We start from the raw sequence: 21,531 nt of genomic DNA, 5'->3' as shown, positions 1-21,531 counted from the left end.
ATATGCCGAAGCAACCTGCCAAAGGACCAAGTCAGCGACAGTTACGCGTGGCGGAGGAAATCCGCCAGGCGTTGTCGCGCGCCCTTGAACGTGGTGACATTTACGATCCGGAACTGACCCGCCGCCCGGTCACTGTGACCAAGGTGGATTTAAGCCCGGATATGCGCAATGCGATGGTTTCGGTAACACCCCTTGGCGGGGGTGATGCCAAACCGACCCTTGATGCCTTAAAACGTCAGAAGGGTGTTTTGCGCAGCCATGTTGCCAATAGCGTGCATGTGAAATACGTCCCGGTATTGCGGTTTCTCGAAGATACCAGTTTTGATATCTCCGATAATATTGGCGCTTTGTTGCGCGATCCGCATGTCGCACAAGACCTGACGCCCGATGATGACGATGATGCATCGTCTGATACGGACGCGGACGATTACGATAAAGAGGACGACTGATGGCGCGTCGGCGTCGCGGCAAAATCATAAGCGGCTGGCTTGCCGTCGACAAACCTCTTGAGATCACGTCTTCTACTGTGGTCAATCAGGTGCGTCGTCTGCTTGATGCAGCCAAAGCCGGACACGGCGGGACCTTGGACCCGCTGGCGACCGGTGTTCTGCCTATCGCATTTGGCGAAGCGACCAAAACAGTCGCCTATGTCATGGATGGCAGCAAAAGTTATCGTGTTACCCTGAAATTCGGGGAATCACGCACCACAGATGATGCCGAGGGCGACGTTAACGCCACCTCGGACCATCGCCCGACCCGCGAGGAAATCGAGGCTGTGTTGTGTGAATTCACCGGTGAAATTCAGCAGGTACCGCCAAAATTTTCGGCGATCAAGGTAAATGGCAAACGTGCCTATGATCTTGCCCGCCGCGATGAAGACGTGGTGTTAAAAGCCCGTCCGATTTTGATAAAAGATCTTCGATTGGTTGACATGCCTGACCGCGACCATGCCGTGTTCGATGTTATATCGGGCAAAGGAGCATATATGCGGTCATTGGCGCGCGATATTGCGTTGCGCCTTGGCTCTGTCGGCCACATTTCCGCGCTCCGTCGTACGTCGGCGGGGCCTTTTGCAGAAGGTGATTCCATTCCGTTGCAAACTTTGCTCGAAATGGACCCCGAGGCGGTTATGGAAAAACTGCTTCCGGTCGAGACCGCGCTGGACGACATCCCGGCGCTGGCCCTGACCGAAGTCGAGGCGCAACGACTTGCCAGCGGGCAGCCTGTCGGGCTGTTGGCTGTTGCCAAGCGAAGCGAGCTCGGAACTCCCGTCGCCCAGGACGGAATCGTCTGTGCCATGTTGAACGACCGCGCTGTTGCGTTGGCCGAGATTCATGGCGGCGAGATCCGCCCGGTGCGTGTATTTAATCTTTAAAGGCGAAAGGATGCCTGATGTCGATTACTGCTGAACGTAAAACCGACCTGATCAAAGAATTCGGCCAGAAAGAAGGCGATACCGGTTCCCCCGAGGTCCAGGTTGCTATTCTGACCGAACGGATCAAAAACCTGACCGAACACATGAAAGAGCACAAGCACGACTTCCATAGCCGTCGTGGTCTTTTGATGATGGTTGGCCAGCGTCGCCGGCTGCTGAAATACTTGCAGCGCAAAAATACTGAACGTTATGAAGCGATTATCGCTACGCTCGGTATTCGCCGCTGATTTTGACGTGCGGCGGAGCGGTTTTACCCTCCGCCGTCGTTTTTTATTGTCCCGCGGATCGGGATAGACGGGAGAGCACGTCCAGAAAGGCTGGTCACGCTCGGTGTGTCCGGACCCATTAATTATGACGCTTGACTTAAAAGCCTCATAATTAATGTGTTCGGATCTCGTGTAACAATTGCTTGGTCCGCAAGTAGGTTTGGAAGGAAGTAATATGTTTAATGTCGTCCGTAAGGAAATGCAGTGGGGTGATGCCAAACTGGTTCTTGAAACCGGTAAGGTTGCCCGTCAGGCAGATGGCGCGGTTATGGTTACCTATGGTGAAACCGTGGTTCTGTGTACTGCTGTCGGCGCCAAGTCGCCGCGCCCGGATATCGACTTTTTCCCGCTGACCGTGAATTACCAGGAAAAGGCATTTGCCGCTGGTAAAATTCCGGGTGGTTTTTTCAAGCGTGAAGGCCGTCCGTCAGAAAAGGAAACCCTGGTTTCCCGCCTGATCGACCGTCCGATCCGCCCGCTGTTTCATCCGCAGTACCGCAATGAAACCCAGATCGTTTGTACCGTTCTGTCGCACGACATGGAACACGACCCTGACGTCGTTGCCATGATTGGTGCCTCGGCAGCGCTGACCATTTCCGGCCTGCCGTTCATGGGCCCGATCGGTGCGGCACGCGTTGGTTACAACGATGGCGAATTTGTTCTGAACCCGGCGACTGAAACCGTTAAGGGCTCGGCCCTGGACCTGGTGGTTGCCGGTACACGCGAAGGCGTGATGATGGTTGAATCCGAAGCATCAGAGCTTTCGGAAGAAATCATGCTCGGCGCTGTTAAATTTGGCCATGAGCAGTTCCAGTCCGTGATCGACCTGATCATTGATCTGGCTGAAGATGCTGCCAAAGACCCGCGTGATATCGCTGGTTTGCCCGATGGTTATGATGCGCTGGTCGCAAAAATTGCCGCTCTGGGCACCGACAGCCTGACCGCGGCTTATGGCCATGTTGTCAAACAGGACCGTTCTGCGGCTGTTTCGGCTGCCAAGGCAGACATCCTTGCCAAGCTGGCTGATGACGAAATCGCCGATGCCCTTAAAGGCAAAATTTCGACGATCCTGAAAAACCTGGAAAAAGACATTGTTCGCGGTGCCATCCTTAAAACCGGCAAGCGTATCGATGGTCGTACCGGTTCTGATGTTCGCCCGATCATGGGTGAAGTTTCGGTTCTGCCGCGTGCGCATGGTTCGGCTTTGTTTACCCGTGGTGAAACCCAGGCGCTGGCAGTTGCCACCCTTGGGACCGGCCAGGACGAACAGATTGTCGATGCCCTTGACGGTGAATATCGTGAAGGCTTCATGCTGCATTACAACTTCCCGCCCTACTCGGTTGGTGAAGCTGGTCGTATGGGTTCGCCGGGACGTCGTGAAATCGGCCATGGTAAACTGGCATGGCGCGCCATTCATCCGTTGATGCCGGCCAAGGATGCGTTTCCTTATACCGTGCGTATCGTTTCGGAAGTAACCGAATCAAATGGTTCGTCCTCGATGGCAACTGTTTGCGCGACCTCGCTTGCGATGATGGATGGTGGTGTTCCGCTGTTGCGTCCGGTTGCAGGTATCGCAATGGGCCTGATCAAGGAAGCCGACGATTTTGCTGTTCTGTCTGACATCATGGGTGATGAAGATCACCTTGGTGACATGGACTTCAAGGTTGCCGGTACCGAAGTGGGTATTACTTCCTTGCAGATGGACATCAAGATCACTTCGGTGACCGCCGAAATCATGCAGATCGCTTTGGGCCAGGCCCGTGACGGTCGTTTGCATATTCTTGGCGAAATGTCCAAAGCCCTGCCCGAAGCCCGTGGTGAAGTTTCGGGTAATGCCCCGACCATCACCCAGTTCAGCATTCCGCGCGACAAGATCCGTGACGTTATCGGTTCTGGCGGCAAGGTTATTCGTGAAATTTGCGAAGAAACCGGCGCCAAGGTTGATATCGAAGACGATGGCTCGATCACTGTTGCACATACCGATGGTGCAAAAGGCAAGCAGGCTGTTGATTGGATCAAATCGATTGTTGCAGAACCTGAATTGAACCATATCTATGATGGTAAGGTTGTTAAGGCTGTCGATTTCGGCGCATTCGTGAACTTCTTTGGTGCGCGTGACGGCCTTGTCCACATTTCGGAACTGGCACAGGAACGTGTCAAACAGGTTTCCGATGTGGTTAAGGAAGGCGATCAGGTCAAGGTCAAGGTCATTGGTTTCGATGACCGCGGCAAGATCAAATTGTCGATGAAGCGCGTCGATCAGGAAACCGGCGCGGACCTTGACGCTGCTGAAGCCTGATTAAAGGTATGTGAGAGCGGGCGGCGAAAAAAAAACAGGCCGCCGCCCCTCCATCACATGCATTCGGATGACCCGCTCATCTGAAAAGCCGAATGGGAGAGACGAATTTGAAAGCCCTTAAACCGCTCGTCATGTCGGGAAAAGAGGTTCTACCTTTGATCGAAGGTGGAAAAGGCATCTCTGTTTCGACAGGTCAAAGCTCAGGCGCATGGGCTGCGGCCGGTGGTATCGGCACTTTTTCCGCTGTCAACGCAGATACTTTTGATGCGGACGGCAATGTGGTGCCGATGACCTATGAAGGCAAAACCCGTGGTGACCGCCACCACGAACTGGTTTCATATGGTATTGCGGGCGGTATCGCCCAGGCACAGGTTGCCCATGAAACCCGTAACGGCGAAGGCCGTTTGCACATGAATGTGCTGTGGGAAATGGGGGGTGCCGAAGAAATTCTTGTCGGTGTGCTTGAGGGCACAAAGGGTCTGGTGCATGGCGTTACCTGCGGTGCAGGCATGCCGTACCGGATATCGACGATTGCGGCTTCGTTCGGGGTTTATTATTACCCGATCGTGTCGTCTGCACGGGCGTTTCGCGCGCTGTGGCTGCGGGCCTATAAAAAGGTTCCCGAATGGCTGGGCGGCGTGGTTTACGAAGACCCGTGGCTGGCCGGTGGTCATAACGGTTTGTCAAATTCTGAAGACCCGTTGATCCCCGAAGATCCGTTCCCGCGTGTGCGGGCGCTGCGGGAATTTATGAATTCTGTCGGCCTGAATGATGTTCCGATCATTATGGCAGGCGGGGTCTGGTATCTGCGCGATTATGAAGACTGGATCGACAATCCTGAAGTGGCCCCGGTGGCCTTTCAGTATGGCACGCGTCCGCTTTTGACCCAGGAAAGCCCGATTTCCGAAGAATGGAAAAAACGGCTTGTTACCTTGCAGAACGGTGAAGTGTCGCTGCATAAATTCAGCCCGACCGGCTTTTACAGCTCGGCTGTGCGTAATACATTTCTTGAAGACCTGCATCAGCGCTCGGATCGCCAGGTTCGCTATTCGCGGACTGCCGAGGCCGATTTGCATGTGGGGATTCCGCTGGGCCGTCGCGGTCGTCCGATCTATGTGCGTGAAGACGATGCTGACAAGGTGCGCAACTGGCTTGCCGCAGGCTACAGCGAAGGCATGCCGACCCCGGACGAGACAATGGTTTTTGTCACCCCGGAAAGTGCGCTTGAGATCAAGAAAGACCAGATCGATTGCATGGGCTGTCTGTCTCATTGCCAGTTTTCAAACTGGCAGCAAGGCGAAGGCACTACCGGCAAGCGCGCCGATCCCCGGTCTTTCTGCATTCAGAAAACCCTGCAAAATATTGCGCATGGTTCCCCGGTTGAACATGAATTGATGTTTGCCGGTCATAATGCCTATAAATTTGGCGAAGATCCGTTTTATGCCAACGGTTTTGTCCCGACGGTCAAACAGCTTGTGGACCGTATTGCCACCGGTGATTAACCGGTTTGCACGGGTCAACCCCGCGTTGCATAGCAAAATTGAAGGGCTGGTCGGTGACCGGCCCTTTATTTTTTTGCACTATGGACGCAAATGATCCCAAGAATGATTATAGTTGATCAAAATCAAAGAAAACGCCGTTAAGGTTCGTCTAATATAGCCTCGAAATCAACGGGCAGTTGTCTTTCAACCGCCGGTTCGAAACTTTATCGAAGGGGCACCATCATGACCATCCAGCGGCCTTACACCCATGCGCTTAACCGTCTTAAAGAAGCCGGCCTGCGCCCGACCCGCCAGCGCCTTGCACTGGCCCGGTTCCTGTTTGACACCGGCCCCCGGCATGTTACCGCCGAGCAACTGCATTCAGAAGCCATGGCACAGCATGTGAAGGTTTCACTGGCCACGGTTTATAACACCCTGCACCAGTTTACCGATGCGGGCCTGATCCGCGAAATTATTGTTGATTCCGGTCGGTCCTATTTCGATACCAATGTCGCCCCGCATTATCATTTTTATTGCGAAGATGACGGCAGCCTGGTCGATATTCCCGCCGATGCTGTACATCTGGCGCGTATTCCCAACATGCCGCGCGGCACCGAACTGGCATCGGTTGATCTGGTTTTCCGTTTGCGCCGCCAGCAAGAACGGCACGCTGCCTAAGGTATGCTCAATGCGATCACCGGTTTTCCATTCATGATGCAAAGCCGCAGCCTATCTGACGGTATAGCAACCCTGGTGAGAAAGGCGACATTTGCCTTTCAGATTATGGTCGTTGCTGTGACAGGGTGATGAAAACGAACCGGCGCGTTGCCAAACGCCCCTTTGGTTCTTGACGCGCATCGATATTGGCACAAATAGAAGGACGGCCATGCGGGGTTTCGCGTGCCGTCCTTTTTAGTGTCAGGACCTGTTGATATGACCCTGATGCCAATTCCAACAAGAAACAGGGGGCCCAAGTGGCGTTAAAGGGAACACGTACCGAGGAAAACCTGCGGGCAGCCTTTGCGGCTGAAGCGACGGGGAACCGGCGTTATCTTTATTTTGCCCAGCAGGCTGATATCGAAGGCATGACCGAACTTGCCGATTTGTTTCGCAGTGCGGCCGAGGCCGAAACCGGCCATGCCTTTGGCCATCTGGAATTTTTGGAACAGTGCGGTGATCCGCAAACCGGTTTGCCAATTGGCACCAGCCGCAAAAACCTGCGTGCCGCCCTGATGGCCGAACGCGATGAGGGTGAAACGTCCTATCCTGAAATGGCCCGTGTGGCCCGCGAAGAAGGCCAGAACGACATTGCCGCCTGGTTTGAAACCCTGGCCCGGGTTGAAACCCAGCATGCCAGCCGGTTTGAACGGGCCCTGCGCGACCTTGGCGAAACACTCGAAGACAGTGCCGACACCGCGGCAACAAGCGGTGTGGCCAGCGTTAAAGGCCGGTCTTGATTAAGGGCTGTGGCCGGCACTTCGGTTTTGCCCACCGTTCCTGACATTATGTGTTGGCAGGTTGTGCAAAGACCGCCTGTTATGTGTATTTCCAATGCCCGATGATGGTGTGAATGTTCATTGTTAACCTGACTTATATCGTTGATTTAGGTGCAGTCGATGCGGTGCTGGCCGACCATGTGGAATGGCTCAAGCAGTGCTATGGCACCGGCGCTTTTATTGCGTCGGGGCCGAAAAAACCGCGTGACGGCGGGGTTATTCTGGCCCGGTGTTCGCGTGAAAAACTCGACGCCTGTTTAAAAGCCGATCCGTTTTGGCAAAAGGGCTTTGCCCGTTATGACATTATCGAATTTGAACCGGCGATGATGGCCAGCGGGCTGGAAAAGTTGCTGGCAAAATAATGCTGATCCGCCGCCAAATGCGTGATGGATTGGCGGCGGCGAGCGCCAATATCAAGACCAGGTCCGTGGGGTTGCCCTAAAGCATTTCAGGCTTGAAACGCGCACTTAAATCAAGGCTGTCGCCCGCTACCATAAATTCACCACCGCCGCGATAATGCAGGGTTTTGGGCGCGGTCACGGTTTTATCGACATGGGCTTTGATAACCTTCCAGACGAAAAAGCCCATTTCATCGATCATCTTGCCGTTGGCCAGTTTGCATTCAAAGCTGGCGAAACATTCCCCGATCATGGGCGCACTCACGACCGTGCCCTTTTGCGGCGTCAGGCCAAATTCCTTGAATTTGTCAATCCGGGTGCCGGTGCTGTTGCCGATATCCACCATCTGGTTGGCCAGTTCAAGGGTGGGAACATTAATTACGCATTCGCCGCTGGCACGAACCAGTTCGTGGCTGTGATTGGCCGGTGAAATGATGCAGCCGACCAGGGCCGGGGTAAATTCCATCATCATGTGCCAGCCCATAGTCATGATGTCGGTTTCGCCGTTATGGGCCGAACTCAGCAGCACAACCGGGCCGGGTTCCAGGTAACGGCGCACATCAACCAGCGGATAATCGTGTTTTTCATAGATGGGCATGGTGTATCCCTTCCTGATAAAGTGCCGCCGTGGGCCACATCAAGGTCGTATTATCGGGCAGCAGCACTGGTGCCAGTGTGGTATTTTGCCCGGCAAATTCGGCTATTCTGTGCGCTTTGATGGTGTCGGCACAAAAATAAATCGTAGGACTAAACTTAGTACCAGCCGCAGAACAACGAAACCCTGACTTTCGCCTTAGGGTCTCAGGCCCGAACCGCAATGGCGATCAGCTCCGGGCTGTCGTCCTGGGCCGGGTCGCCCTGCCAGGTGCCCCGCCACGTAACCGTGTCAAAGCCCGCTGTGGCAAGCAGGTTTGCGATGGTGTCGCGGTCCATAAAGCGCAATGTGCTGTGGCTGGTCAGAACGTTGGGCTTTGCCTTGCCGGGGAAATAATGCCGGGTTTCAAAGCTGACATATTCGCCCGCAACCGATTGCAGGTCATGTTCGATCGTCACATCGCCAATATCGGCAACCGTCACCGTTTTTCGGGTTTTTTCCGGAATCCAGTCCTGCCAGCCGCGAATTTCCGGGTTACGGCTTTCAAACACCAGTTTTCCACCCGGGGCCAGATGATGAAACGCCGTGGTGAGGGCTGCCAGAGCATCTTGATCGCTTTGAAAGACCTGAAACACATGGCCGGTCATGATCACAAGATCAAACTTGCGACCCAGCGACAGCGAGCCTGCATCGCCCTGATGCCAGTTTACACGTGCGCCCGCCGGGCGCTGGCGGGCAATGGCGAGCATTTCCGTGGCCGGGTCCACGCCGGTTACATCCTTGCCTAACTGCGCCAGACGCGCGGTTAACAAGCCCGTACCACAGCCGATATCCAATACCGAATCGGCATCCTGCGCCATTTTTTCATAAAATGCGGTGTCCGCACCTGCCGGGTTAAGGGCATCATAAAGGGCGACCAGATTGCGGTTCTGGTAAATTTTATCAAGCGTCACGCGGTATCCTCCGGCTTTGTGGCGGCAATTAAACGGGCGACACAAAACCTTGATAACCGAACCGGCGCAGTGCTGAAACATACAGATCGGCTCAGATTACCTTTCGTTCTGGTAATCCTGATTTGCAACAGGGTCTTTAGCGGGGCCCGAAGGTGCTTGTGGCGCTATTTCACTGCTTGTCGGGGGGGATTTCCCAAATCTGGCGCGCGCCAGTATGGCACGACTTTTCGCCCGCGCGCTGATCACGGGGATAACGGCGTCGGGGGGGATGGCATCCGTAATCCGGGCCGGTTCATCTTCGTGCGTATTGGTTATTTCTAACGGCGGCGGTGAAACCGGAAGCTCGGCCTGATCGGCATCTGCCACAAATGCCCTCACCAGATCAACGGCACCGGCGATATCCTCGTTTAAAATACCGTGGCGGTTCGATGGCAGCATTTTCACGGTTTTGTTTTGGGTGCCGGTTAACCGCCGGGCAATCATATTGGCACTGGCCGGGTCGACAACCTGGTCATTATCGGCCTGCATGACGAGAACCGGCACATCAATATGGGCCAGTTTTTCGTTCATTTCGGCCACCGCGCGGCGCAAATGATAAAGGCCGTTAATCGGGATATGGCGGTAATTGGTTTCGGGATGTTCGGACTGGTTGGCACGAAACCCCAGCATTTCGCCGGCATTTGGCATCCAGCCCATTAATTTGTTCGCACCATAAAGCAACGGCACAAACATCAGGTTGCGATTGCGAAATTTTAGCGGTGAACTGGCCATGACCAGCCCCGCCAGTCTGGCCGGGTGGCGGGCGGCCAAAATGGCGCTGAGCGCGGCCCCCGTTGAAAAACCGACGATCACAACCTTGTCGCAAAAGGCCGAAAGAATATCATATCCGCGTTCTACCGATGCCAGCCAGTCCTGCCAGTTACGGGTTTGCAAATCATGCGGCGATGTTCCGTGCCCCGAAAGGCGCACACCCAGCACCGCATGACCCCGGGCCGCAAGGGCATCGCCAACATTGTGAAGTTCCGCCGGGGAGGCCAGAAAACCATGTACCACCAAAACGCCGGTTTTGCTGTGCCGGGCGGGTTGGGGTAAATGCAAATAGGGTTCGCCGGAAAGCGATGCCGTTTCCTGATCGTTGATGGTGGCAAATTGCGGGCGGTGAAATTTTTGCCAGTTCCATTTCCAGGCCCGTATTTCGTCGTCAAACCGCAGGCGGGCATAATCGCCGGGCTGGTTTTGATCGATCTGTTTGCGCGCCGCCTTCAAGGCATCCCATGCCGGCTGGATCGGGGCCATTTCATTGGCATAAACCATCACCGGGTTGTCCATGCGGATTTGGTCAAAGCCTGCCTCGGCCTGTAATTTGGGCAAAAAGCAATATTTGCCATCGCAGCGTTCGATCAGGCCCAGCTGAACCGCACTGTCGATAAACTGGCGGATTTGCGGGCAATTAAGGTTGAATATGCCAATATAGGCGGCCGGATTGCGAATGCCGCGATGCAAATGCACATTGGCGGCCTGCTGGACGTTTTTAATTGCCAGATAAATGATTTTATCAAACCGGGCGATATCAACACTGGTTTCGCCATCGGCCAGCATCATTTTCATCAACCGTGCGGCAAGGTGACTGACATTCAGCGTGATGTTGGAATACATCACCGCCATGCACTGATCGCGCAGCGGATGCACATGGCGCGTTAGGGCATTTTGAATAAGCCGGTCGCCCAGACGGGGTAAATCCTTTGCCGGGCGAAACAGATCATCGATGGTTTTGGCGTGGCGTACCATGCGGCCCAGCAAGCGATGGTCCAGCCAGGTAAATCTTTCATGTGGCGATACCGGTTGGCCAAGGCGGATATCCATATCGGTCCGCTTTAAAATCAGGTTGCCTTCAATAATCAGTTCTTCCGCCATTTTCGGGCTTAGCCCGCCCATAAACATTTCGGCCCCGCGCGCCAGTAAATTCTGGTCGACGCGCAGCGGGTGAAAGGTAATGTTGGCGGGAAACATCAGGGTCGGTTTGGCAATGGCGGTGCGCAGTTGTTCGGGCGTGACGCCAATAATATCGGCCCAGCGCAGCGCCTCGTCGGGGCAACCATGATTTATCAGCCAGCCAAGCCCGGTTTTAAAGCCGTCAAGGCCCAGTGCCAGCACAGCCGCCCCGGTATGATGGGCGCGGCGTTGATCGGCCGAGCGCGAATAAATACTGTAATCGGGCTTGCGGCCAACATAGGGGTTATCGTCGGTCATAACGCGGCGGTCTTTGACCATGCCGCCTTCGGGGAAAATCACCACCTTGCCGCCGCGTAAAATTTCCTCGGCCATAAACGGCAATAACCGGGCATAATTATTGGGCACCCCGCCCAGCGCACGCAGATATTTTGACAGGGTATTATCTTGCGCAAAAAATTCTGCCGACGCCACCGAGCGGCAAAAAATTCCGGTTTCCAGCGCAATCAGATATTGCGGGATAAAGGTTTCGAACCGGGCGAAATGGTTGAACATGAAAATGTCGCCCTGGGCGATATGGTCGCGATCACCATGCAGCTTGATATTGATGTCAACACGGTTGCGCAGCACGCTCATGGCCCGCATCGTCCATTCGCAGGCGGCGGGGTGGATGGCGAATTGTTCGCGTTCAAGCTGTTTGAAATCGGGCGTCATGAAGGGCCTTTCCGTGCGGTGCGGTTGCACAAGGCAGCAAGATATTGATCCATTGTTATCTTTTATATGTGGGGAAATCATGGCGTTGCCAGGCACCAGGGCCGCATAATCAGGATGGCAACCCGTGCGTGTTGGGGTTAAAGTGTTTTTCCCCAACCGGTATCCGGGCATGCCCCCCTGTTTTTACGGCCCTGTTCACTGGAAAAATCGCTGCATTACCGCCGTTATTTATACCATTTCACTGGAACCATATTGACCGACGCCGCCCCCGGACCGTCCATTTTTCGCGACCGTAATTTTGTGCTGTTCCTGACCGGGCAGGCGATTAGCACGCAAGGATTATGGATTGAAAAAATCGCCATGTCGTGGCTGGCATGGTCGTTAACCGGGTCGGCGTTCTGGACCGGGTTAATTGCGGCCCTGCATTTTGCCCCGGTGTTTTTTCTGGGCCCGGTTTTTGGCGTGATTACCGACCGGGTTGATTTGCGCCGCGCGGCTATTTTCCTTAATTTGTTGATGGCCTTTACATCGTTTTTCCTGATGGGGTTGTCCTATAGCGGCCACGTCACTTTGGGCTGGATGGTGGTGATTGCCACCTGTAACGGTATTTTGGGCAGTGCGACAACGCCGGTACGTTTGTCGCTGGTGCCAGCCATTGTGCCGCGTGAATATATGAGCCGGGCGGTTACTTATGCGGCGATGAATTTTAACCTGTCGCGCCTGGTGGGGCCAGCCATTGGCGGGCTGGTGATTGCGTGGTTTGATGTCGGAACGGCGTTTTTGCTCAACGCCATTAGTTATCTGCCCTTCATTGTGGTGATGATGCTGGTTGATATTAATACGACGCGCGGACCGGAGACGCGCCAGCGCCGAATCTGGCCCGCTTTAATCGACGGCGCGCGTTACGCCGTCGCCGATCCGATGATTCGGGCCATGCTTTTGCTGTCTTGTGTCATCGCAATTGCGGGTCGTGGCATGCTCGAACTGATGCCGGTTTTTGCCGAAGCTGCCTATGACAGCGGCGTGACCGGGTTGGGTATTTTGTCGTCCGCCGGGGGGCTTGGCGCAGTTGTTTCCACCTTTATGCTCTCGCGGACCAAATCAGACCCGCAAAGTTTTCAAAGGGTTGCCGTGATCGGTGCCTTTTTGGCCGGGTCTGCCATGCTGGGCTTGTGTTTTTGCCCATGGTTTGAACTGGCGGTGTTTCTGGTTGGGCTGGCGGGGTTTGGCCTGACGGCGGTCGGGGTGGGTTCGCAAACGGCATTGCAATTGACTGTCGACAACACACTGCGAGGCCGTGTAATGAGCTTCTGGAGCGCCACCAGTTTTGGCGGCGTTGCCTTGGGGGGTACCGTTCTGGGTGCGATCTCGCAATGGAGCGATATTCGCGTAACAGCGGGTGGTTCCGGATTATTGATTATGCTGGTGGCAGTGGTGGCGATATGGCGATTGGGCCGCGCAAAAGCACTGGCACCATCGGCGGCAGAGTAACTTAATTCCGTGTCATAAGCATGACGTGGAAGTGACTGTGTAAACACTTGTTTAAACATCGGCAGGGTATGGTGGGATGCAGTTATTTGGGGGTCGTGGAATGCGCCAGTTTGCGATTGTCTGTCTGAGCTTGGTTCTTGCCGGGTGTTTTTCTACCGCCAATAGTGCGACCGGTGTGTCTGTTCAGCCCGATTTGGATCGCGATGCCCGTGATCTCCGCGTTACCCAGGTTGCCCATGTTTCCCTGCCCGCAGCCCGGTTAAACAATTTTCCGCCCACCGACGAATTTTTGCAATGTGTGCCCTATGCCCGTGCGGTTTCGGGCATTGAAATTTATGGCGATGCCTGGACCTGGTGGGGCAAGGCCAAAAACCAGTTCAAACGCGGCCATACCCCGGTTGTGGGGTCGGTTCTGGCTTTCAAGAAAACCAAACGCTTGCGATATGGTCATGTCGCCGTGGTGGCTGCCATTCTTGGCAAGCGTCGTATTTTGGTTAATCAGGCCAATTGGGGCAGCGATTCGCGTACCCGGGGCAAAGTCCATTTACGCCAGCCGGTCGAGGATGTATCGCCCAATAATGACTGGTCGCAATTGCGCCTGATGAATACGATTGGCACCTATGGCCGTATTTATCCGTCGCACGGGTTTATCTATCAGCCCAGCGAAACAGCCGAAGCCAACTAGGCACGCTTTCCTGTTGCCATCTTGCGCATTATCTTGCTGCCTGACCGTTACCTGCGTTCGCGGTATTCTTTTCCGGTTATTATTCTGCCAAAACAGTGTTTTTGCCATGGTATGTGCATGGCACGACAGGCTGTTTGGTTCTGTCTGCCGGTAACATGACAGATGGTATAGGGCGGGGTAAAGCCTGCTCGTTTCGGGTTCTGTCTCGCAGAAATCAGGGGCTGTTTTCGCTAAATTTTGCCGTTAAAGCGAAGTTTTTGAAAAAACACCCTGAAACAAACACTTAAACGTATGATCGTATAATTTACTTCAAATTTTAAAATGATTTGGATCGCGCAAAATACTGCCATTGAACCAAGGCCTTGCGACAAAAAATGCTTTTGATTGGGCCGGTAATTGCCGTTGAATTTTCAGTATGTACCTAAAATGCCGCCATTGATATAGTATAATTATACTTTTTTATCAATATTCTACGCCGTTGTTGTGATCGCATGCTTTAAAGATCGAGATTATTTCAAAACTTAAAGTAATTTCTGAATATTTTCCAATAGCGTTCCCAAAACAGCCTGCCGTCCGGCCATCTGTTATCGGCGTCGGTAGAGACGGTTTTGTTAAAAAATAACGATCAATGCCCTGTCCTGCTCTTTGTAAGGGCTTTGTTATCTTCCTGTGCGGTATCGCGGTGGGTTACTAGCGGGTTGACGACCTGAAACATGGTTTAAAATTTGTTTTATTTTCAGTCTGGTGATCCGTTTTTTTAATCAATTGGATTTTAAAATTTCGCCGTCGCGTTTGATTTCGCTCAATGTTCGGGCTTTGGGCCCGGCGCATAGTCATCCTTTCGATCTGTTGTTTACGGAAACCATGCCATGTCAGATGATCTGGAAGGGCGGGACAACAATCACTCTCGCCACCCTGCCAAACTCTCCGCTGCCCCTGCCCCGACCTCCCCCAAAAATCCTTCCTCTGGTCCTGATGCTTCGCCATCACCCCGACCACTTGAAAACCCGACCAACATAGATAAAGGACTTGATACAGGGACCGCGCAAAAGCGCCTTGCCAGTGACGGCCCCAATGTCATTGCCGAGCAGACAGAAAATGTCTGGTGGAAATTGCTGTCTTATTTCTGGGGACCGATTCCCTGGATGATCGAGGTGGCGGCTATTTTGTCCGCCGCGGTTCAGCATTGGGCCGATTTTGCCATTATCCTGATCATGTTGTTGTTAAATGCCGGTGTCGGCTTTTGGCAGGAATACAAGGCCGACAATGCCATTGCCGCGCTGAAAAACCAGTTGGCGCTGACCGCGCGGGTTTTACGCGATGGCAAATGGCAGGAAACCCCGGCCCGTGACCTTGTGTGCGGGGATATTGTTTCGCTGCGGCTGGGCAATATTATTCCCGCCGACGCCCGGTTGGTTGGTGGCGATTATCTTGCCGTTGATCAATCTGCGTTAACGGGTGAATCGTTGCCGGTTGATAAAAAATCCGGCGATGATGTTTATTCAGGCTCGATTGCGAAAATGGGCGAAATGACCGCCCAGGTCACCGCGACGGGCATGAATACCTATTTTGGTAAAACGGCAAAGCTGGTGCAAAACGCCGGGAATATTTCGCATTTCCAAAAGGCAGTGATGCGGATTGGCAATTTCCTGATCCTGTCTACTATCGGGCTGGTTGCAGTTATTTTAACCGTTGCCCTTTTTCGCGGGGATCCGTGGTTTGACACGGTGCTGTTCGCCCTGATCCTGACAGTGGCGGCGATACCTGTAGCCCTGCCTGCTGTCTTGTCGGTGACGATGGCGGTGGGTGCGGAAAAACTGGCGCGGCTAAAGGCAATTGTATCGCGGCTGGTCGCGATCGAGGAATTGGCCGGAATTGATATTTTATGTTCCGATAAAACCGGCACCCTGACCCAAAACCGCCTGACACTGGGCGACCCGGTGATATTGGCGGCAAAAGACCGCGATGATTTGTTGCTAGCCGCGGCCCTGGCATCGCGTGCCGATGGTGGCGATGCCATTGATCAGGCGGTGATGGGCGGGCTTAATGGCCAGGCTGTGCCGTCGTCTTATCAGATTGTCGATTTTCATCCGTTTGACCCGGTTTCCAAACGGGCCGAAGCCACCGTGAAGCAGGGCGATGCGAAGTTTCAGGTGGCCAAAGGCGCCCCGCAGGTCATTTTAAAGCTGGTGGACCCGGATGACGCGCTAACCACACGGGTTAGCGATGCGGTTAACGATATGGCCTCACGCGGATATCGCACCATTGGTGTGGCGCGCCGGGCTGTACCGGTTGTGTCGGGCGGCGGCGATGTTGCACCATCGCTTGATGATCAAACGGGGGGCTGGCAATTTCTGGGCCTGTTGCCGTTGTTTGACCCGCCCCGCGAAGATGCCGCCCAAACCGTGCGCGAAGCTGCGGCGATGGGGGTGGATATTAAAATGGTCACGGGCGACCACGAAGCCATCGCCCGGCAAATTGCCATGTCGCTGGGTATGGGCAATAATATTCTGCCTGCGGACCAGGCCTTTGGCGAGGGAGCGCCCGCGATCAGCACCGTTGCCATTGAACAGGCCGATGGCTATGCCCGGGTGTTTCCCGAACATAAATACGCCATCGTCAAGGAACTGCAGGAACGCGGGCATATCATTGGCATGACCGGCGACGGGGTCAATGATGCCCCGGCGTTAAAACAGGCCGATGTTGGCATTGCCGTAAGTGGTGCCACCGATGCCGCGCGGGCGGCGGCCGACCTGGTGTTAACCGCACCGGGCCTGTCGGTCATTACCACCGCAATTGAAGAAGCGCGGCGGATATTTGAACGCATGGGCAGCTATGCCACCTATCGGATATCGGAAACCATCCGGGTGTTGTTGTTCATGACGATATCAATTCTGGTGTTTAATTTTTACCCTGTCACCGCCGTCATGATCGTGTTGCTGGCCTTGTTAAATGATTTCCCGATCATGATGATTGCCTATGACAATGCCCCGGTATCGCCCCGCCCGGTGCGCTGGGATATGTCGGCGACACTTACCATGTCGTGCATGTTGGGGGTTCTGGGGGTTGTGGCGTCGTTCCTGCTGTTTTGGATATGCGAACAATATTTGCATCTGGATCGTGGATTGATCCAGTCGCTGATCTTTCTGAAATTGCTGGTCGCGGGCCATCTGACCATTTACCTGACCCGGAATAAAGGGGCGGTCTGGCACAAGCCATGGCCCAGCCTGAAATTGTTTATTGCCACCGAAACCACCCAGGTTATTGGCACATTGGCCGCTGTTTATGGCTGGTTCATTACCCCGGTTGGCTGGAAATACGCCTTGCTGGTCTGGGCCTATGCCCTGGTCTGGTTCCTGATCAATAGCGGCTTTAAAATTATGGCCTATCGGTTGCTGGCCTATCGCGAAGCCCGCCAGGCCCGCCATATTGCCCGGCTGACGGAAGTTCTTCATTCCCATTAAGGTCGGCTGATACCACATGAAAAGGCGACCCGCACAAAACGGGGTCGCCTTTTTTGATATTCTGCTAGCGTGCCTTTTGGCCGGGCCGGATGTACCAAAGGTTAAATGGTCGCCTGTCAGGCCGTCGTAACCCGAACAGGTCCGAGAGCGGCAAAAAGGGCGCTATCGCAATCTTGTTCCGGGTTTGGCGTGGTCAGAAGTTTTTCGCCGTAAAACACCGAATTGGCCCCGGCCATCAGGCACATGATTTGGGCTTCGCGGCCAAGATCGGTCCGCCCGGCTGACAGGCGCAGGGTGGATTTGGGCATGGTGATGCGCGCGGTTGCGATCATGCGGACCAGTTCAAGGGCATCGACAGGTTCCCGGTTGGCAAGGGGTGTTCCTGCCACTGGTACCAGTGCGTTGATCGGCACACTTTCGGGATGGGGGGCAAACCCGGCCAGAACATGAAGCATCGATGCGCGGTCGCGGATGCTTTCGCCCATGCCAATAATTCCGCCACAGCAAAGATCAATCCCGGCCCCGCGCACGGCGGCAAGGGTATCAAGGCGGTCCTGATAGGTTCGGGTCGAGATGATCTGGCTGTAATATTCCGGGCTGGTATCAAGATTGTGGTTATAGGCGGTTAACCCCGCCCCGGCGAGGCGTTCGGCATGGCGGGTTTCGAGCATGCCCAGGGTAACGCAAGCTTCCATGCCAAGATCGCGTACCCCGCGAACCATTTCGATCACCGCATCAAAGGCGGCCCCGTCTCGCACGCGGCGCCATGCGGCCCCCATGCAAAAACGGTCCACCCCGGCGGCCTTGGCACGGGCGGCCATTTTTAAAACGATCCCGGGATCGATTAATTGTTCCTTGCCCAGTTTGACCTCGCGGTGGTGGGCTGATTGCGGGCAATAGGCGCAATCTTCGGGGCAGCCGCCGGTTTTGATCGATAGCAGGCTGGCTTTTTGCACGGCATTGGGGTCGTGATGGGCCCGATGGACCGCGCTGGCGCGGCCCATCAGTTCCAGCAATGGCAGGCGATAGATTGCCTCGATCTCGTTCACGCTCCAGTCGTGACGGATGGTGTGGTCGATTGCCGGGTTTTGCGTGGGAAATTTGTTCATTATGCGTTGCCATCGTGGTTGCGTTTAACAAAGCGCGCGCAGGCCGCACTGCCAAGGGCAACAAGAGCAATTTTCAGGGTGTCGCCCAAGATGAACGGGATAAAGCCGTATTGGGCAACTTTTTCCAGCGGAACAAACACCGCAAGCCATGCCAGACCCAGAACATAGACCGGGATCATACCGGCCATCATGATGCCAAAACGGGCCAATGTGCCGCGCCCTTGGGCCAGGCTTCCGACCAGCCAGGATGCCACCAGATACCCCAGCAAATAGCCGCCGGTTGGTCCGACCATATAGGAAAGCCCGATACCGCGTTCTGGCGTTCCGGCAAAAACGGGCAAACCAATGGCCCCTGCCGCCAGATAACCAAGAACGGTGGCACAGGCAATGCGCGGCCCGGTCGCCAGCGCAATTGCCATGATCGCCATGGTTTGCAGGGTCATCGGCACCGGCCAGAAGGGGACGGTGATTTTGGCACTTGCCGTCAGTATGGCAATTCCAGCCAGAACCATCAGGCCGTATTTCAGGCCCGACATTGTTTGTGATTTAGGCCCTGTGGCGCTGTGGGCTGCTGCCGGTTTGGAAAGGGTGTTGTTCATGGTGATTTCATCCTGCTCTGGCGTAGGTTCAAAATTATAGATAAAAACGAATCTGATCTATTAATTACGCCGTGAGTGAGGGGTAAAATCAATCCAAAAATAGATAGTGGGGCGAGTATATGGGTTTTTACGAAAATTATTTGTTATCTAATTGATTTAATGATGCTATTTTTATCTATAAAATTAGAGATTGGCGCGTAAATACGCACCCGCAATGCTTGGCAGCAGGCAGGTTTCACATCGGGGATGGAATTTCAGGGGCAGAAAGATGTTCAGGAAGGGGTTTTCAGGCGGGTTTTAATACCCGGTTTGGTGCCGATCCATTTGACATGGCGGGCAAGGGTGGCGGCGGCGACGTCAAATTGTCGATCGCGCAGGGCTTTGAGGATGGCGCGGTGATCCTGGTCGGTCGGGGCTTCCCATTCCATGCGAAAGCCGGAAAACAGGAAGCGCGCACTGGCGGCATGTAAATCGTCAATCGTGGTCAACAGGCGCGGCATGCCACACGGGGTCAGGATCAGGCGGTGGAAGGCGCGATTGGCTTCTTCCCACGACCGGACATCGGCGGCATTTTCTCCGGTGCGATTAATCGCCTCGGCCGCGTCCAAAATGGCGGCGGTCAGGTGTGGTGCGGCGTGGCGCAGGGCCAGAACTTCAAGCGATGCGCGCATTTCGGCGACTTCGTGAACTTCGGCAATATCAAAACTTGCAACCCGAACCCCCCGGCGCGGTTCACTGACTACCAGCCCCTGTGCTTCGAGGCGGCGAAAGGCTTCGCGCACCGGGACGTGGCTGGCGCCAAATTCCTCGGCGAAGTAATCCTGTCTTAACTTGGTGCCCGGTGCGATGTGCCCGGCGATGATCCGCTCTGCCAGGGCGCGGGTGATTTTGCCGGTAATCGTATTGTCTTTGTCGTTTGTCATGATTTTATAGATAATTTGCGCGCCCGAACTTGTCGAGCGCGCATATCAGTATCGGGTAAATTAATCGTGCGAGACTAAGAGGCTTGTTAACAATCTGGCGGGCAATGTTCGTCGGGCATGCCGGCGAAGGCTTCGCGCAATGCCTGTGACCAGGCATCAGACAATGCTTTAAACCCGGTATCTTCGGCTTCGATGCGACGCCGTTCGGAAAACTGGCATTTGCCTTCGGGCAGCACTGCCAGATCCAGCGGCATCCCGACTGACAGGTTGGACCGCAGGGTCGAATCCATCGATAAAAGGGCGGCTTTTACACCTTCCTCAATCGGGGTTTCCTGCGTGATCACCCGATCCAGAATGGGTTTGCCATATTTATGCTCGCCAATTTGCAAATAGGGTGTGTCTTCGGTGGCTTCAATAAAGTTGCCCGCGGCATAAATCAGAAACATGCGTTGTGCCCCGCCGGCCCGCTGCCCGCCCAGAATAATACTGGCACCAGAGCTTTCTTTACGTTGCTCCAGTGTCTCGTGGTATTTGTGCTGAACAGATTGCATGGCCTCGCCGACCAGTTCAGCAACGCGGAACATGGTGGGTGCTGTCAGAATATTATCGCCTTCGGGGGTATTGGGGTCGTCGATGGCTTCGTGCAAAACGCTGACCACCGCCTGGGTGATGGCAAGGTTGCCCGCCGTTAACATAACGATGGCGCGTTCACCGGGCACTTCCCAGTTAAACATTTTGCGATAGCGTGAAATGTTATCAAGGCCCGCATTGGTGCGTGTGTCGGACAGGAAAACCAGTCCTTCATCAAGCATCAGGCCCACGCAATATGTCATTTTTTTCCAAGGTCCAGCTATTGTTGTGACTGCGCGACGATAACCGTTACATCCAGATCCTCGTCGGCACCACCAGAATGTATGCCACGTATAGGTGAGGCGTCTCTGGCGTCAAGTCCAGACCCCAGTCGAACATAAAAATCTGTCGGGCAGCAGCGATTGGCGGGGTCAAACCCGACCCAGCCAATGTCATTAATATAAAGTTCGGCCCAGGCATGGGCGGCTTCATGCGGCACACCTTCGGAATCGGCAAAAAGATACCCCGAAACATACCGTGCCGGAATATCGACCAGCCGGGCGGCGGCCAGCAAAACATGGGCATGGTCCTGGCACACACCCTGCCCGGCGGCCAGCGCATCGGCCGCAGTGGTATGGGCATGGGTGGAACCGGGCACATAATCAATTTCATCACGCACCGCGTCGGCCAGCCCGTGGGCGGTTTCAAGCGGGCTGGCATTGGGGCCAACGGATTTGGCCACAGTTTTAACCAGTTTGCGAATGGCGGTGCTGGGTTGGGTCATGGGGGTGGAGCGCAAAAACACCTGCGGCGATGCCTTTTCGCGGTGCCCGGCCAGAACACCCGACATATCGGTGGTTTCGACCAGACCCTGCACCACAATTTCAACTTCATCAATCGGGCCATTACAGGTCAGCGTGCTGACGGTATCGCCATAGCCATCAACAAATTCCGATGTGATGGCGCAGTTTTCAGCCGTGATCGACCAGTCGACAATGCGTTGCCCGTCAAACAGGGACGGGGTTAATTTCAGGCTTTGGGTAACGTAGCGCGCCGATGGTGCATAACGATAGCGGGTTCTGTGTTCAATTGTCAGGCGCATG

19 protein-coding genes are annotated in these 21,531 nt (G+C 54.7%); 11 read left to right on the top strand and 8 right to left on the bottom strand.

The genetic code is table 11. The features are described 5' to 3' along the window. The first annotated feature begins 2 nt into the window (after positions 1-2). From rbfA to TMES_RS00335, 8 genes are all read left to right on the top strand, one after another. The gene (gene rbfA / locus TMES_RS00370; protein ID WP_085578374.1) at positions 3-449 is read left to right on the top strand and encodes a 30S ribosome-binding factor RbfA; all 447 of its coding nucleotides are present in this window, start codon (positions 3-5) and stop codon (positions 447-449) included. Continuing rightward, complete coding sequence (truB, locus tag TMES_RS00365) at positions 449-1,375, top strand: tRNA pseudouridine(55) synthase TruB (RefSeq protein ID WP_085578372.1); 927 nt, start codon at positions 449-451, stop codon at positions 1,373-1,375. The genes rbfA and truB overlap by 1 nt, the downstream gene beginning before the upstream one ends. 17 nt (positions 1,376-1,392) lie before the next feature. Continuing rightward, the gene (rpsO, locus tag TMES_RS00360) at positions 1,393-1,662 is read left to right on the top strand and encodes a 30S ribosomal protein S15 (RefSeq protein ID WP_085578370.1); all 270 of its coding nucleotides are present in this window, start codon (positions 1,393-1,395) and stop codon (positions 1,660-1,662) included. A 214-nt stretch (positions 1,663-1,876) separates the two neighbouring features. Next, positions 1,877-4,000 carry a polyribonucleotide nucleotidyltransferase gene (pnp, locus tag TMES_RS00355; protein WP_085578368.1) on the top strand — a complete coding sequence of 708 codons (2,124 nt, stop codon included), beginning with the start codon at positions 1,877-1,879 and terminating at the stop codon, positions 3,998-4,000. 107 nt (positions 4,001-4,107) lie between these two features. Beyond that, entirely contained in the window at positions 4,108-5,502 is a 1,395-nt protein-coding gene (locus tag TMES_RS00350) for an NAD(P)H-dependent flavin oxidoreductase (RefSeq protein ID WP_085578366.1), read from the top strand. A gap of 222 nt (positions 5,503-5,724) precedes the next feature. Further along, positions 5,725-6,159: an iron response transcriptional regulator IrrA gene (gene irrA / locus TMES_RS00345; RefSeq protein ID WP_085578364.1), complete on the top strand. Its 435-nt coding sequence runs from the start codon at positions 5,725-5,727 to the stop codon at positions 6,157-6,159. A 296-nt stretch (positions 6,160-6,455) separates the two neighbouring features. Beyond that, positions 6,456-6,938: a rubrerythrin family protein gene (locus TMES_RS00340; protein WP_085578362.1), complete on the top strand. Its 483-nt coding sequence runs from the start codon at positions 6,456-6,458 to the stop codon at positions 6,936-6,938. 113 nt (positions 6,939-7,051) lie between these two features. Further along, on the top strand, positions 7,052-7,339 hold the full coding sequence (locus TMES_RS00335) for a YciI family protein (RefSeq protein ID WP_085578360.1): 288 nt from the start codon (positions 7,052-7,054) through the stop codon (positions 7,337-7,339). A gap of 76 nt (positions 7,340-7,415) precedes the next feature. On the opposite strand, the gene TMES_RS00330 is transcribed toward TMES_RS00335, so the two are convergent. The 3 genes from TMES_RS00330 to TMES_RS00320 form a co-directional block, all read right to left on the bottom strand. Then, complete coding sequence (locus TMES_RS00330) at positions 7,416-7,973, bottom strand: flavin reductase family protein (protein WP_085578358.1); 558 nt, start codon at positions 7,971-7,973, stop codon at positions 7,416-7,418. A 203-nt stretch (positions 7,974-8,176) separates the two neighbouring features. Then, positions 8,177-8,923, bottom strand: a complete 747-nt coding sequence (locus tag TMES_RS00325) for a class I SAM-dependent methyltransferase (protein ID WP_158091163.1) — start codon at positions 8,921-8,923, stop codon at positions 8,177-8,179. A gap of 96 nt (positions 8,924-9,019) precedes the next feature. After that, positions 9,020-11,587, bottom strand: a complete 2,568-nt coding sequence (locus TMES_RS00320; protein WP_085578354.1) for an alpha/beta fold hydrolase — start codon at positions 11,585-11,587, stop codon at positions 9,020-9,022. Between the two features lie 252 nt (positions 11,588-11,839). Here TMES_RS00320 and TMES_RS00315 point away from each other — a divergent pair, with 252 nt between their 5' ends. The 3 genes from TMES_RS00315 (at position 11,840) to TMES_RS00305 (ending at position 17,227) form a co-directional block, all read left to right on the top strand. After that, positions 11,840-13,078 (top strand): MFS transporter, encoded by a 1,239-nt coding sequence (locus TMES_RS00315; protein WP_245835137.1) that lies wholly within the window; start codon positions 11,840-11,842, stop codon positions 13,076-13,078. 76 nt (positions 13,079-13,154) lie between these two features. Beyond that, positions 13,155-13,763, top strand: coding sequence for a CHAP domain-containing protein (locus TMES_RS00310; protein ID WP_245835136.1), 609 nt, complete (start codon positions 13,155-13,157; stop codon positions 13,761-13,763). 869 nt (positions 13,764-14,632) lie between these two features. Next, complete coding sequence (locus tag TMES_RS00305; protein WP_085578350.1) at positions 14,633-17,227, top strand: plasma-membrane proton-efflux P-type ATPase; 2,595 nt, start codon at positions 14,633-14,635, stop codon at positions 17,225-17,227. A gap of 116 nt (positions 17,228-17,343) precedes the next feature. On the opposite strand, the gene bioB is transcribed toward TMES_RS00305, so the two are convergent. From bioB to TMES_RS00280, 5 genes are all read right to left on the bottom strand, one after another. Next, a complete protein-coding gene (bioB, locus tag TMES_RS00300; protein WP_085578348.1) occupies positions 17,344-18,336 on the bottom strand; it encodes a biotin synthase BioB in 993 nt (330 codons plus the stop codon). After that, entirely contained in the window at positions 18,336-18,935 is a 600-nt protein-coding gene (locus tag TMES_RS00295) for a biotin transporter BioY (RefSeq protein WP_085578346.1), read from the bottom strand. The genes bioB and TMES_RS00295 overlap by 1 nt, the downstream gene beginning before the upstream one ends. Before the next feature lie 272 nt (positions 18,936-19,207). Further along, positions 19,208-19,858 carry a GntR family transcriptional regulator gene (locus TMES_RS00290; RefSeq protein ID WP_085578344.1) on the bottom strand — a complete coding sequence of 217 codons (651 nt, stop codon included), beginning with the start codon at positions 19,856-19,858 and terminating at the stop codon, positions 19,208-19,210. A gap of 86 nt (positions 19,859-19,944) precedes the next feature. Further along, the gene (locus TMES_RS00285; protein ID WP_085578342.1) at positions 19,945-20,691 is read right to left on the bottom strand and encodes a proteasome-type protease; all 747 of its coding nucleotides are present in this window, start codon (positions 20,689-20,691) and stop codon (positions 19,945-19,947) included. A gap of 17 nt (positions 20,692-20,708) precedes the next feature. Beyond that, the gene (locus TMES_RS00280; protein WP_085578340.1) at positions 20,709-21,530 is read right to left on the bottom strand and encodes a transglutaminase family protein; all 822 of its coding nucleotides are present in this window, start codon (positions 21,528-21,530) and stop codon (positions 20,709-20,711) included. Position 21,531 lies beyond the last annotated feature (1 nt).

This window comes from Thalassospira mesophila (assembly GCF_002115755.1).
Lineage (GTDB): Bacteria > Pseudomonadota > Alphaproteobacteria > Rhodospirillales > Thalassospiraceae > Thalassospira > Thalassospira mesophila.
The sequence above is the reverse complement of the archived record's forward strand: the minus strand, read 5'-3'. Positions and strand labels throughout refer to the sequence as shown.